The 13555-nt window shown below is 72.4% G+C and carries 13 protein-coding genes; 6 read left to right on the top strand and 7 right to left on the bottom strand.

Annotated features, from left to right (window positions below; all coding sequences use genetic code 11):
- Positions 1–100: 100 nt before the first annotated feature.
- Positions 101–748, bottom strand: coding sequence for an NAD(P)-dependent oxidoreductase (locus tag BIU94_RS04010; protein ID WP_071254465.1), 648 nt, complete (start codon positions 746–748; stop codon positions 101–103).
- Between the two features lie 92 nt (positions 749–840).
- Between BIU94_RS04010 and BIU94_RS04005 the strand changes: the two genes are divergently transcribed.
- Both BIU94_RS04005 and BIU94_RS04000 read left to right on the top strand, forming a co-directional pair.
- Positions 841–1203, top strand: a complete 363-nt coding sequence (locus tag BIU94_RS04005) for a helix-turn-helix domain-containing protein (RefSeq protein WP_071254463.1) — start codon at positions 841–843, stop codon at positions 1201–1203.
- Between the two features lie 59 nt (positions 1204–1262).
- A complete protein-coding gene (locus BIU94_RS04000) occupies positions 1263–2294 on the top strand; it encodes an NADPH:quinone reductase (protein ID WP_071254461.1) in 1032 nt (343 codons plus the stop codon).
- Positions 2295–2390: 96 nt separating this feature from the next.
- On the opposite strand, the gene BIU94_RS03995 is transcribed toward BIU94_RS04000, so the two are convergent.
- Positions 2391–2576 (bottom strand): hypothetical protein, encoded by a 186-nt coding sequence (locus tag BIU94_RS03995; RefSeq protein WP_071254459.1) that lies wholly within the window; start codon positions 2574–2576, stop codon positions 2391–2393.
- A gap of 41 nt (positions 2577–2617) precedes the next feature.
- Complete coding sequence (locus BIU94_RS03990; RefSeq protein ID WP_139196286.1) at positions 2618–3445, bottom strand: GAF domain-containing protein; 828 nt, start codon at positions 3443–3445, stop codon at positions 2618–2620.
- Between the two features lie 125 nt (positions 3446–3570).
- Here BIU94_RS03990 and BIU94_RS03985 point away from each other — a divergent pair, with 125 nt between their 5' ends.
- Complete coding sequence (locus tag BIU94_RS03985; RefSeq protein ID WP_071254455.1) at positions 3571–4467, top strand: patatin-like phospholipase family protein; 897 nt, start codon at positions 3571–3573, stop codon at positions 4465–4467.
- Complete coding sequence (locus tag BIU94_RS03980) at positions 4464–6575, top strand: alpha/beta fold hydrolase (protein WP_071254453.1); 2112 nt, start codon at positions 4464–4466, stop codon at positions 6573–6575. The genes BIU94_RS03985 and BIU94_RS03980 overlap by 4 nt, the downstream gene beginning before the upstream one ends.
- 100 nt (positions 6576–6675) lie before the next feature.
- On the opposite strand, the gene BIU94_RS03975 is transcribed toward BIU94_RS03980, so the two are convergent.
- Positions 6676–7869 carry an acyl-CoA dehydrogenase family protein gene (locus BIU94_RS03975; RefSeq protein WP_071254451.1) on the bottom strand — a complete coding sequence of 398 codons (1194 nt, stop codon included), beginning with the start codon at positions 7867–7869 and terminating at the stop codon, positions 6676–6678.
- A 47-nt stretch (positions 7870–7916) separates the two neighbouring features.
- Between BIU94_RS03975 and BIU94_RS03970 the strand changes: the two genes are divergently transcribed.
- Both BIU94_RS03970 and BIU94_RS03965 read left to right on the top strand, forming a co-directional pair.
- The gene (locus BIU94_RS03970; protein WP_071254449.1) at positions 7917–8525 is read left to right on the top strand and encodes a QsdR family transcriptional regulator; all 609 of its coding nucleotides are present in this window, start codon (positions 7917–7919) and stop codon (positions 8523–8525) included.
- A complete protein-coding gene (locus BIU94_RS03965; protein WP_071254447.1) occupies positions 8522–8965 on the top strand; it encodes a thioesterase family protein in 444 nt (147 codons plus the stop codon). Before BIU94_RS03970 ends, BIU94_RS03965 begins: the two co-directional genes overlap by 4 nt.
- 208 nt (positions 8966–9173) lie before the next feature.
- On the opposite strand, the gene BIU94_RS03960 is transcribed toward BIU94_RS03965, so the two are convergent.
- The 3 genes from BIU94_RS03960 to BIU94_RS03955 all read right to left on the bottom strand — a co-directional run bounded on the left by BIU94_RS03960 (position 9174) and on the right by BIU94_RS03955 (position 13506).
- Complete coding sequence (locus BIU94_RS03960) at positions 9174–9614, bottom strand: VOC family protein (RefSeq protein WP_071254446.1); 441 nt, start codon at positions 9612–9614, stop codon at positions 9174–9176.
- 143 nt (positions 9615–9757) lie between these two features.
- A complete protein-coding gene (locus BIU94_RS17715; RefSeq protein WP_175472188.1) occupies positions 9758–9907 on the bottom strand; it encodes a hypothetical protein in 150 nt (49 codons plus the stop codon).
- Between the two features lie 140 nt (positions 9908–10047).
- Positions 10048–13506 (bottom strand): bifunctional proline dehydrogenase/L-glutamate gamma-semialdehyde dehydrogenase, encoded by a 3459-nt coding sequence (locus tag BIU94_RS03955; RefSeq protein WP_071254444.1) that lies wholly within the window; start codon positions 13504–13506, stop codon positions 10048–10050.
- Positions 13507–13555 lie beyond the last annotated feature (49 nt).

Here is a 13555-nt window from a genome sequence, read left to right as displayed (position 1 = left end):
TGCGCGCATCGCGCCCCGACTCACATGGGCGCGACGCCCGCCACGGGGCGCAGACGCGGACCGCAGTGCAGCGCGTGCCCCGGTCGGGAGGCGAACCGGCTCAGTACGCGACGCCGAAGCGGGCGCGGTGGTGCGCCGGCGTCTCGATCTCGTCAACGAAGGCGATGGCGAAGTCGGCACCGGAGATGTCCGAGTTGCCCTCGGCGTCGGTGAGCAGGACCTCGTCGGTGGTGCGGTAGGTGCCGCGACGCTCGCCCGGGTTGTACCCGCCGAAGGCCGCGGCCGGGCTCACGTAGAACCAGTCGACCTCGGTGTCCGACGCGCGGAGGGCGTCGAGGACCTGCGCGTGGCTCTTCGCCTCGCCCTTGAACGCGTCCGGGAAGCCCTCGGTGTCGAACAGGCGGGGGCCGTCCTCGGCGACGCGGAGCGATCCGGCCCCACCGACGATGCCGAGACGGGCGCCGGCGGCAGCGGCAGCGTCGACGAAGTGCTGGAACCTGTCCTTGAGCTCGCTGCCGTCGGCCTGCACGGCGTGCAGCGAGACGACGATGACGTCCGCGCCCTTCGTGACCTCGGCGACGAAGTCCGCGTCGAAGGCGTCGCCCTGCGCGAGGGTGAGGCCGTCGGTCGGCTCGAGCTTGGTCGTGTCGCGGGCGACAGCGGTCACGGCGATCCCGCGCGAGAGGGCCTCGGAGGTGATGGCGGAGCCGGCGTAGCCGGTGCCACCGAAGACGACGATGCTGGTCATGGTGTTCCTTTCGTGGACCTGGTGTTGCTCACCGTACAAGAGTTACTCTCTTTGAGTAAGTAGGCACCTCACGGTGCGTAACGGAGGACGTCATGTCAGCACTCGAGTACACCCCCTACGCGGCGGACTGCCCCAGCCGGCAGCTGCTCGACCGCATCGGCGACCGGTGGAGCGTGCTGACGATCGGCAGCCTCGCCGAAGGACCGGCACGCTACTCGGCCATCGCGAACCGGGTGCAGGGCGTCTCGCAGAAGATGCTCACGCAGACGCTGCGGGCGCTGGAACGGGACGGCCTGGTCACCCGCACGGTCTACCCGGAGATCCCGCCGCACGTCGAGTACGCACTGACCGAGCGCGGGCGGTCGCTCCGGACGGTCCTCGAGCCCCTCGAGGACTGGGCGACCTCGCACATGGCGGACGTCGCGGTGTCGCGGGTGGCGTACGACGCGCGCTGACCCGGGGGCGCGGCTCGACGCTCGGAATCCGCGACGGTCCCGAGTGGTTGCCTGAGGACATGCGATCGATCGTCTACACGAAGCCCGGTGACAGCAGCGTCCTCGAACTCGTCGAGCGGGACCTCCCCGAACCCGGCGCCGGCGAGGTCCGCGTCCGGGTCGTCGTCTCCGGTGTGAACCCCACCGACTGGAAGGCGCGCGCCGGTGGCACCTACGGTGACGGCCTGCCCTTCCCCGAGATCACCCCGAACCAGGACGGCTCCGGTGTCGTGGACGCCGTCGGCCCCGGCGTCGAGGGACTCGCCGTCGGCGACCGCGTCTGGCTCTTCATGGCCGCCGCGTCCCGTCCGACCGGCACCGCCCAGGAGTACACGGTCGTGCCCGTCGAGCGGGCGGTACGGCTGCCCGAGCGGACCGGCTTCGACGTCGGTGCTTCGCTCGGTGTCCCGGCGATGACCGCGCACCGTGCGCTGACGGTCCACGAGGACGGTCCCGCGCGTCTCGGCCCCGGGACACTCGAGGGCACGACGGTCCTGGTGGCCGGCGGTGCCGGTGCCGTGGGCCACGCCGCCATCCAGCTCGCGCGGTGGGCCGGAGCGACCGTCATCTCGACGATCAGCTCGGACGAGAAGGCAGCCCTCGCGACGGCGGCCGGCGCCCACCACACGGTGAACTACCGCGACGACGACGCGGCGGACCAGATCCGCTCGATCGCCCCCGACGGCGTCGACGTCGTCGTCGAGGTGTCGATCCCGCAGAACGCGACGCTCGTCGCCGACGTCCTGGCGAACCACGGCGTCGTCTCGATCTACGCGAACAACGGCGGTGACGACGCGACCCTGCCGATCCGCCCGAACATGAGCGTGAACGCCCGGTACCAGTTCCTGCTGCTCTACACGATCGGCGACGAGGCCCTGGCCGCCGCGGCCGAGGACGTCACCGAGGCGCTCCACGACGGCGTGCTCGAGGTCGGTGCCGACGCCGGGCTCCCGCTGACCCGGTTCGGGCTGGAGCAGACCGCCGCCGCCCACGACGCGGTCGAGCAGGACACCGTCGGGAAGGTGCTCATCGACGTGGCGCCCGCCTCGTAGCGGAGCGCGCGCCGGCAGACAGGAACGGCACCCGTGCAGGAGCACGGGTGCCGTTCGTCAAGCGGTCGTCGGTCAGGACGGGTGACGAGGGAAGGGTCAGCGACCCAGGCGAGCGGCGATGGCGGCGGCGACCCGGTCACGGGCTGCGGCGCGTTCGCGCTCGAGGTTGGCGGCGATGACGTCGAGGTCTTCGTAGTCGGCGTCGGTGGTGTCGTCGTTCCAGTTCGGTGAGGAGATTCGGGCGCGGCCGAACGACAGCGGGGCGGGGTTCACGGTCGTCATGAGGGGATCGTACGTCGAGCGTCCGACAGAGCGTGTGAGCATCACGGGCCTTTCCTTGCATTGCGGTCCCGATCCGGGAACGAGTAGGTCAACGAGAACGCCACCGCCATGAACGACGCCATCATCGCGATGGCCTTCGCGTCGAGCTCGGTGAACGCGTCGGGGGCCGGCGAGTCGACGGTGAGCATCCCGAAGGAGTACTCCTCGGACCGGATCACCACGGACACGTAGGACGTGTACCGCGGCTCGAAGCCGGGCACGTCGTCGTCGACGTCGACGTCGGCGGCCCGGTCGCCGACGACGCGCGGTGCTCCGCCGACGAGCACCCACTCGAGGTTGCGGTCGCCGTACGGCGTCCCCGCGCGGAACACCCCGGCGGTGTCACCGGCACCCCCGTGCCCGATCGGTTCGAGCGCGCGGAGGTCCGCCGACAGCTGGTACACGTTGGCACGGACGTCGGGCACCGTGGGCAGCAGGTAGAAGGCGAGGGCCACGGCGACCCGGTCGGCGAAGACGGGCAGCTCACCGCGCCGCTCGCGCGTCGGGAGTTCGGTGAAGCGGACGAGCCGGGTGGCGATCTGGCCGAAGGCGTACCGCACGGCGGTGGACTGCTCGAGCTCGACCGCCGCCGCGTTGTCCTCCGCCGCACCCCGGGCAGCGTCGCTGTGCCGTGTGCGGACCACCTGCACGACGACGGCCGCGGCGAGCACGAGGAGTCCGAACACCACGAGCGACAGCCGCACCGCCGGCACGACGAACAGGTTCGGCAGTTGGAACGCAGCCGTCGGCGCGGCCGCCACCACGACCGGCCACGCCACCGTGCCGATGCGCCCCGGACGCGTCCGGCGTCGTCCCCGTTGTGCTCCCATGCCTCGACGCTAGGGCCGACCACCGACGGGGATCGAGTTGTCCACAGGTCGATCGTGCGGCACGGTGTCCACAGCGCGGCGTCGCGCTGCCCGGCCCGGACACCGGCGGCTGGTAAGCAGGACCCATGACCGACGCCACGACGCCCCAGCCCGGAACCAGAGCCCTCGTCCTCGGCGGGGGTGGGATCGCCGGGATCGCCTGGGAGCTCGGGGTCCTCTCCGCCCTGCAGGACGCCGGCGTCGACCTCGGCGCCGCGGACCTCGTCGTCGGCTCGAGTGCCGGCAGCGTCGTCGGGACCTTCGTCCGGAACGGTGCCGTGCAGCAGGCGTACGACCAGCAGCACGCTCCCCTGCCGTCCACCTACGTGGAGCCCACGCAGGTGGAGCCCGGCTCGGTGCAGGAACGGGTGGGCGCAGCGCTCCAGGGCGCCTCTGACGACCAGGACGCCCGCGCCCGACTCGGCCGGGCCGCGCAGCAGGTGACCACCGGCCAGACCGACGACGAGCGGACCGCGACCTTCGTCGAGACCCTGCCCGGCACCGACTGGCCGGACGCTCCGCTCGCGGTGACGGCGATCGACGCCACCGACGGCACGTTCCGGGTGCTCACCGCAGCCGACGGCGTCCCCCTGCCGCGCGCGGTCGCCGCCAGCTGCTCCGTGCCGTTCGTCTGGTCGCCCGTCGCGATCCAGGGCCGCCCGTACATCGACGGCGGCATGCGCTCCGCCACCAACGCCGACGTCGCAGCCGGGCACGAGCGCGTGCTCGTCATCGCCTGCGGTCCCGAGGGGCCGTCCCCGCTCGGACCCTGGCTCGACGTCGCGGTGGAGTCGCTCCGGGCCGGCGGCAGCTCGGTCGAGGTCGTCATCGCCGACAGCACGTCGCAGCAGGCGTTCGGGACGAACTCGTTGGCGCTCTCGACGCAGGCACCCGCGGCGGACGCCGGTCGTGCGCAGGGCACGGCGGTCGCCGAGCGGATCGCGGCCTTCTGGTCGGAGGACCTCGCTAGCGTGGTCGCATGACGACGCCGTTCTCGGACCTCGACCAGTACACCGCGCTCCCCCGTGTCGACGGGATCGCGATCAGTCCGGACGGCCAGCGGGTCGCCCTGACGGTCAGCGCGCTCGACCCCGACCGGACCGCGTACCGGCGTTCCGTGTGGCAGGTCCCCGCGGACGCTGACGCGACGAGCGACGGGCCGCGCGCAGCCGGACCGGTCCGGCTCACTCGTTCCGCGAAGGGCGAGGGCGGGGTCGCCTTCACCCGCACCGGGGACCTGTTGTTCGTGTCCGCCCGGCCCGACGCCGACGCGTCCGACCTCGACGCGGCGCAGCTCTGGGTCCTGCCGGCCGGGGGCGGCGAGGCCCGCCCGCTCACCCGGTTGACCGGCGGTGTCGGCGGCGTGCTCGCCACCGCCGCGGACGCCGACACCGTCGCCGTCACGGCCGACCTGCTGCCCGGCGCCGGGACCGACCCCGAGACGGTCATCGCCGCAGACGCCGAACTGCGGAAGGCCCGCTCGGACAAGAAGGTCCGGGCGATCCTGCACGAGACCTACCCGGTCCGGTACTGGGACCACGACCTCGGGCCGGACCAGACGCACGTCCTCACCCTCGAGATCGGTGCCGACGCGACGACGAGCGCCGAGGCCAGCACGAGCCCCGCCGGCAGCGAGGACAGCAGCAGCACCGACAGCACCGAGGCCGCCGGCCTGCCCCGCCTGACCGACCGCACACCGGCTCCCGGTCGATCGCTCGACCACGTCGACGGCGCACTGACCCCGGACGGAACCGTGCTCATCGCCGCGGTGGGCGTGCGGGAAGCCCGCGGTGACCGCTCCACGATCGTGGCGCACGACCTGACCACCGGAACGCGCACGACCCTGTTCGGCGACGACGGTGTCGACCACGAGATGCCCGCCCTCAGCCACGACGGCCGTACCGTCGCGTGGGTGCGGACGGTCCGCTCGACCCCGGCCGGCGCGAACCAGCAGGAGGTCTGGGTCGCCTCGATCGACGGGTCCGACGCACGACGCGTCGCCACCGACTGGGACCGCTGGCCCGCACAGCTCGTCTTCGAGCACGGCGACCGGGCGCTGCTCGCCGTCGCCGACCAGGACGGCCGGGCGCCCGTGTTCCGCCTCCCGCTCGACGGCGGCGCCGTCGAGCAGCTGACGCACGACGACTGGGCGTACTCGAGCCTGTGCGTGGCGGAGGCGACGGGCACGGTCGTGGCGCTGCGGGCCTCCTGGGCGGCGCCGCTGCACCCCGTCCGCATCGACGGCGACGGCACGGTGACCCCGCTCGCGACGCCGGCGCCCCTGCCGGACGTCCCCGCCCACCTGGAAGAGGTCGAGACGACCGCGACCGACGGGGCGCGCGTGCGCGGCTGGCTCGTCGTGCCGGAGGGCGACGGGCCGCACCCGTTGCTGCTCTGGATCCACGGTGGCCCGCTCAACTCGTGGAACCAGTGGTCGTGGCGGTGGAACCCGATGCTGGCGGCGGCGCGCGGGTACGCGGTGCTGCTGCCGGACCCGGCGCTGTCGACGGGCTACGGCCTCGACTTCGTGAACCGCGGGTGGAACGCGTGGGGGCAGGCGCCGTACACCGACCTCATGGCGATCACCGACGCCGTGGAGGCCCGGGCGGACATCGACGCGTCCCGAACGGCGGCGATGGGCGGATCGTTCGGCGGCTACATGGCGAACTGGGTCGCCGGGCACACCGACCGGTTCCGGGCGGTCGTCACCCACGCCAGCCTGTGGGCGCTCGACCAGTTCAACGGCACGACGGACTCGTCGCACTACTGGTCGTCGATCTTCGACGCGGACGGCATCGCGGCGAACGACCCGCACCGCTTCGTCGCGGACATCACGTCACCGATGCTCGTGATCCACGGGGACCGCGACTACCGGGTGCCGATCGGCGAGGGTCTGCGGCTGTGGTCGGAGCTCGCCGAGCATCACGCCGCAGCGGACGGCACGATGCCGCACCGGTTCCTCTACTTCCCGGACGAGAACCACTGGGTACTCAAGCCGCAGCACGCCGTGGTCTGGTACGAGACGGTGTTCGCGTTCCTCGGGCAGCACGTGCTCGGCGAGGACTGGCAGCGTCCGGAGCTGCTCGGGTAGCGGCGAGCTCGATCGACCCGGAACGACAGGATCGACGTCGCACGACGTCGAGAACGTCGTTCCGGGTCGGATCCGCCCCGGCCGCCCCGGCCGCCCCGGCCTAGACGAACGCGGCCTGCCCCGTGATCGCCCGCCCGACGATGAGCGTGTTGACCTCGCGCGTGCCCTCGTACGAGTAGATCGCCTCGGCGTCCGCGAAGAACCGGGCGACGCCCTTGTCGAGCACGATGCCGTTGCCGCCCTGCACCTCGCGGCACCAGGCGACGGTCTCGCGCATCTTCGCCGTGGCGAACGCCTTGGCCAGCGCCGAGTGCTCGTCGCCCCCGACGCCGGCGTCCTGCATGGCCGAGGCCTGCGTGCAGAGCGCGATCGACGCGGTGATGTTGCCGAGCGACTGCACGAGCCGGTCCTGCACGAGCTGGTGCGCCGCGATCGGCTTGCCGAACTGGATGCGCTCGCGCGCGTAGGACAGCGCGGCCTCGTACGCGCCGACCGCGATGCCGATGGCCTGCCAGGCCACCTCGGTGCGCGTGAGCCGGAGCACCTCGGCCGTCGTCCGGAACGAGTCGGCGCGCTGCAGGCGGCGCGACTCCGGCACCCGGACGCCCTGCATGACGATGTCGGCGTTCTGCACCCCGCGCAGGGCGATCTTGTCCTCGATCTTGGTGGCCGTGAAGCCGGGGGTGTCCGTCGTCACGAGGAAGCCCTTCACCTGCTCGTCCGCGACGTCCTTCGCCCAGATGACGACGACGTCGGCGAAGGTCGCGTTGCCGATCCAGCGCTTCTCGCCGTCGAGCACCCAGGTGTCGCCCTCACGCCGCGCGGTCGTCCGGAGTCCGCGTGCGGAGTCGCTTCCGGACAGCGGCTCGGTCAGGCCGAACGCGCCGACGAGCTCGCCCGCGGCCATGCGCGGCAGCCACTCGCGCTGCTGCTCCTCGCTCCCGCCGACCGCGATGGAGTTCATCGCGAGACCCGACTGCACGCCGATGAAGGTCGCGACGCTCGCATCGACACGCCCGAGCTCGAGGGCTGCCCACCCGCGGTAGACCGCCGAGTTCTCGAAGTGGCGCACGAGCGGGATGCCCGGACCGTACATGCCGAGCTCGGCGAGCGGGGCGATCACCTGCATCGGGAACTCCGCCCGTGCCCAGTAGCCGTCGGCGATGGGCGCGACCTCACGCTCGAGGTACTCGCGCAGCCGCCCGATCGACGCTCGCTCCGGCTCTGACAGCTGCTGCTGGAAGCCGTAGAAGTCCGATTCGAGCAGGGTCGTCGGGAGCGCCGTCGTTGACATGGAACCAACGATGCATCATTCTCGAAAACGTTGCAAGGGAGACTCGCGTGTACACATCGGACTCTGCGCTGCGCGCCTTCCGGGAGGCCCGCCACACCTTCATCGCCGGCTCACGCATCGACATGGGGGCGTTGGCCGGCTCGCTCGGCGTGGACCGGACGTCGCTGTTCCGGTGGGTGGGCAACCGTGACCGGTTGCTGTCCGAGATCCTCTGGTCCCTGGCGGTCCCGACGCTCGACCGGGCGTCCCGCGCCGCCGACGAGGACCGGGCGACCGGAGCCGCCCGCATCGTCGACGTGCTCGACCGGTTCACCGCCGACCTCATCGAGGCGCCCTACTTCCGGGCGTTCCTGACCCGCGAGCCGGCACGGGCGCTCCGCCTGCTCACGACGCGGGACAGCGACGTGCAGAGCCGGTTCGTCGGCCGCGTCACGGCGCTCGTGGTCGAGGAGCAGTCGTCCGGCGACTTCGACCCCGCACCACTCTCCGCCGAGGAACTGGCACGCTTGCTCGTGCGGATCTCGGAGTCGTTCACCTACGCCGACCTCATCTCCGGCGAGACTCCCGACCCCGTCCGAGCGCGCGCCGCGTTCGAGTACGTCCTGCGACCGGGCCGCAACCCCAGCCCGGACACCCCACCGATCGGAGCACCATGACCATCGACGACTACCCCTTCGTCCGCGTCTACCCCACGCGCTGGAACGACAACGACATGTTCGGCCACGTCAACAACACGATCTACTACAGCGCCATGGACAACGGGTCGACCTACTGGTTCCGCGAGCAGGCCGGCCTCGATCCGTTCTCGTCGGAGTGGATCGCGGTGCTGGTGTCGTCGAGCTGCCGTTTCGTCGAGTCCGCCGTCTGGCCGGACGTCATCGAGGTCGGGATGCGCTCGAAGCACCTCGGCAACACGAGCCTGTCGTGGGAGTTCGGCCTGTTCCGCCAGTCCGACGGCGCGCTCCTCGCCACCGGCGAGTTCGTCCACGTGATCATCGACCGCGAGGGCGCCCGCCGACCGGTCCCCCTGCCGGCGTCGCTCCGCGAGCTCGTGACGAGCACGATGACCGCCGGGCAGCCCGCCGCCGCCGACTGAGCGCCAGCGGCGCACCGGCGCCTGTCGCCCGTTGCGCGCTGGCGCACAACCGAAGTGCTCCCGAACCACGCGATCGCGCGGTTCGGGAGCACCTTGGTTGTGCGGGCCGGAATCGAACCAGGTCGACCCCGCAGCAGGTCGACGCCGCACCGGACCGAGACCGGACCGGTCCGGACCGGACGGCCCCGCCGACCGGCGCTCCGGCCCGTCAGCCCGTGACGGCGGCGAGTTCCAGGTTGATGTCGTCCGGGTCCTGCACGGACAGGATCACCATGCCGGCGTCGCCGAGGTCGGTCACCTCGCCGTGCTCGACCCCGGCGGCGTCGAGCCGCGCGGCGGCCTGGTGCAGTTCGTCCACGGACCCGACGACGAAGCTGACGTGGTCGAGGCCGACCGAGTCCGGGTTGAAGGTCTGCCCCGCGGGGGCGACCGGCCGGAGCCCGAACACCTGGTCGCCGAGCCGGAACACCGCGCCACCGTAGAACCGCTCGCGGTCCTCGCGGACACCGGGCTCGTCGACCTGGTCGCTGAAGTCGATGGCCGGATCGGTGCCGAGCAGCTGCTGGTAGAACGCCTTGCTGCGGTGGATGTCGGTCACGGTCACCCGGACGTGGGCGAGCGCGGTCGGGCGGGCGAAGGGTTCGGTCATCGTGGTGCTCCTCAGGGATCGTCCGGCGGGACCGCCGGGTGCGCCGTGGTTGCGGCGCGGCTCCGAGGCAACGCGCTGTCCCTCCGAGCGCCCCCAGACCGTGCGGCGACCGGACAGCTCCGGCGCCGGACGACCGTGCGCCGTCAGCGCACGAGTGCGACGAGGATCCAGCCGAGGAGCGCCAGGAGCACGGCGACGTTCACCGGCGTGGCGATCACGGGCCGACCGGTCGGCTCGAGCCGGCGGGCCTGCGCGGCCGTCACCACCGTGCAGGCCACCAAGCCGACGAGCACGACGGCCCAGGCGAGCCACCACGCCCCGCCGTCGCGCAGGGCGAAGGCGAGCCAGCCGCCCTGTGCCGGCAGGAGTAGGGCGGCGCCGACGATCCCCAGGGAACGGCGTCGGGACGCTCGGGCGTCGGGTCCGTGCGGGATCAGATCAGCCCGTCCGTCAGGTGGTTCGGCGTCCCGAAGCGGTGCGCCGTGATCGACACCGCCTGCTCCCGGACGAACGGCAGGATCTCGAGGCGCCCGGCCTCGGTGACGGGGCCGCCGTAGACCGCGACGTCCGGACGGCCCTCGACGGCCGTGTACAGCGCCGGGGTGTCCCCGCCGATGAGCCGCACCCGGGTCGACGGGCCGGACGCCACCGAGCTCGCGAAGGACTCGTCGGACACGGTCTGGGACAGCGAGCGGACGATCGGCAGCGCGCGGATCGCCGAGGCGACGGAGGACGGCAGCGTCGCCGCCGTCGAGACCTCGATCGTCGTGCCGGCCCGCAGTGCCGCGGCGACGACCCGGACGAGCTCGGGAACGGCGTCCTCGTCGACCGAGGCCAGCCGCACCTGCACCGACGGGAACGGCAGGTACCGGGCGATGTTCCGCTCGGCGGACAGCGCCGAGACGTCAGCCGCGGTGCCGAACAGCGTCGACCATGCCTGCTCGTCGGACGCGAGCGCACGGTCGAGCGACTCCGAGGTCACACCGGTGGCCCGGGCGAACGCCGAGACCGGTGCCGAGACGGCCGAGCCCTCGGTGGCGACAGCCGGCGTCCACGACCCGAGCCCGAGCAGGTAGTTCAGCCCACCGGCCTTCGTCCCGGCACCGACGGCCGACTTCTTCCACCCGCCGAACGGCTGGCGGCGGACGATGGCACCGGTGATGCCGCGGTTGACGTAGAGGTTGCCCGCCTCGATGCGCGACAGCCAGCGTCCGATCTCGGCCGGGTCGAGCGAGTGCAGGCCCGAGGTCAGGCCGTAGTCGACCTCGTTGACGATGTCGATCGCCTCGTCGAGGGAATCGGCGGTCATCATGCCGAGGATCGGGCCGAAGTACTCGGTGCGGTGGAACGCCGAGCCACGGCGGACGCCCTGTCGGACGCCCGGGCTCCAGAGCTTGCCGGTCTCGTCGAGCTGCTGCGGCTCGACGGCCCAGGACTCCCCCGCGCCGAGCGTCGTCAGGCCCTCGAGCAGCTTCCCCGCGGCCGGCTCGATGACCGGACCCATCTGCGTCGCGGCGTCGGTCGGGTAGCCCACGGTGAGCGAGGACACGGCGTCGAGCAGCTGGTTGCGGAAGCGCTTCGACTTCGCGACCGAGCCGACCATGACGACGAGCGACGCGGCCGAGCACTTCTGGCCGGCGTGCCCGAACGCCGACGCGACGACGTCCTTGACGGCGAGGTCGAGGTCGGACGACGGCGTGACGATGATCGCGTTCTTGCCCGAGGTCTCGGCGAGCAGCGGCAGGTCGGGGCGGAACGAGCGGAACAGCTCGGCCGTCTCGTACGCGCCGGTGAGGATGACCTGGTCGACCATGGGCGAGGCGATGAGCTGCTGCCCGAGGTCGTTCTCCGACACCTGCAGGAACGCGAGGACGTCGGCCGGGGCGCCGTGGGCGTCGAGCGCGGTCTCGATGATCGAGGCGAGCACGGCGCCGGAGCGCTCGGCGGGCGGTGCGGGCTTCAGCACGACGGCGGATCCCGCGGCCAGTGCGGCGAGCGTCGAGCCGGCGGGGATCGCGACCGGGAAGTTCCACGGCGGTGCGACGAGGGTCAGCTCGGCCGGCGTGAAGGTGGCGCCGTCGACGTCGTCCAGTGCAGACGCCAGCGTGCCGTAGAAGTGCGCGAAGTCGATCGCCTCGGACACCTCGGGGTCGGCCTGGTCGATCGTCTTGCCGGTCTCGGCGGCCATGACCTCGATGAGGGCGGCGCGGTTCGCCTCGAGCGCGTCGCCGACGGCGTGCAGCACGGCGCCGCGGGCGGCACCGGACCAGGTGCCCCAGACCGCACCGGCGGCCTTCGCGCGACCGAGCGCGGAGTCGAGCGACGCGGCGGAGTCGACCCGGGCCTCCTGGACGGCGCGGACACCGAGCGTCGACGAGGCGACCCGCGCGGTGATCGCGTCACCCCAAGCACGCACGGAGGCGACCGACGGGTCGCTGTCCGGGGTGTTCTCGAAGTGGCCGGGGCCGGGCCGACCGACGGCCGCGTAGCGGTCGGCGACGCGGTGGGATGCCGGCGCCTCGAGGCCCTCGGGCGTCGCGAGCGGCACGAGCGAGGCGCGGAAGCGTGCTTCTTCACGGGCGAACAGCGGCGGCGAGGACACCAGGGAGAACACGGCGGACATGAAGTTGTCCTGCGAGGCGCCCTCTTCGAGGCGGCGGATCAGGTAGGCGATCGCGACGTCGAACTCACCGGGGTGCACGACGGGCGTGTAGAGCAGCAGCGACCCGACGGTCTTCCGGACGGCCTCGGCCTGCCCCTGCGCCATGCCGAGCAGCATCTCGAACTCGATGCCGTCCCGCACCCCACGCTCCCCGGCGAGCAGCCAGGCGTGCGCGACGTCGAACAGGTTGTGCCCGGCGACGCCGACGCGGACGTTCTCGATGCGGTCGGGGGTGAGCGCCCAGTCGAGCACGCGCTTGTAGTTCGTGTCGGAGTCCTGCTTGGTGTGCCAGGTGGCGAGCGGCCAGCCGTGCACGGACGCCTCGACCTGCTCCATCGGCAGGTTCGCGCCCTTGACCAGGCGCACCTTGATGCCGGCGCCGCCGCGAGCACGACGGGCGGCGGACCACTCCTGCAGCTCCTGCATCGCGGCGAGCGCGTCGGGCAGGTACGCCTGCAGCACGATGCCGGCCTCGAGGTGCAGGAACGCGGGCTCGTCGAGGAGCTTCGTGAAGACCGCGATGGTCAGGTCGAGGTCCTTGTACTCCTCCATGTCGAGGTTGATGAACTTCGCTGGGGTCGCGGCGGCGGCGCGCTCGAACAGCGGGCGGAGCTGCTCGACGATGTCGTCGACCGCGTGGCCGAACGCCCACGGGGAGTGCGGGTGCACGGTCGAGGAGACCTTGATGGAGACGTAGTCGACGTCGTCGCGGGCCAGCAGCTTGTGCGTGCCCTCGAGGCGGCGGGCGGCCTCGCGCTCGCCCAGGACGGCCTCGCCGAGCAGGTTGACGTTGAGCCGGACGCCGTCGCGCTTGATCTTCGCGATGGCGGGGCCGAGCTTCGCGTCGGTGGCGTCGACGATGAGGTGCCCGACCATGTTCCGGAGCACCCGGCGGGCGACGGGGACGACGACGTTCGGCAGCACCGGTGCCATCCCGCCGCCCAGCCGCACGAGGCCACGCATGGCGGCGGGCAGGAACCCGGGGGCGTCGGGGGCGATCTGGCGGAGCTTGCGCGCGGCGACGGTGAGGTCCTCGGGGCGGACGACGCCGTCGACGAAGCCGACCGCGAAGTCGAGCCCGGCGGGGTCGGCGAGGACACCGGCGAGCTGCTTCGCGGACCCGTCGACCGGGTACGACTCGGCGTCCGCCAGCCACTGCCGGACGAGGGCGACGGACTGGTCCGCCAGGGCGTCGTGGTCGGTGGCGGATTCCTCGTGCAACGTCGTCATGGGATCAGTGTGGCGGCCACCGATGCGGTAGCGGAAGCGATCTCTTCTG

The sequence above is a fragment of the Curtobacterium sp. MMLR14_006 genome (assembly GCF_001864985.1).
Classification (GTDB): Bacteria; Actinomycetota; Actinomycetes; order Actinomycetales; family Microbacteriaceae; genus Curtobacterium.
Note: the sequence above shows the minus strand (reverse complement) of the source record. Positions and strands in the feature narration are given on the sequence as shown.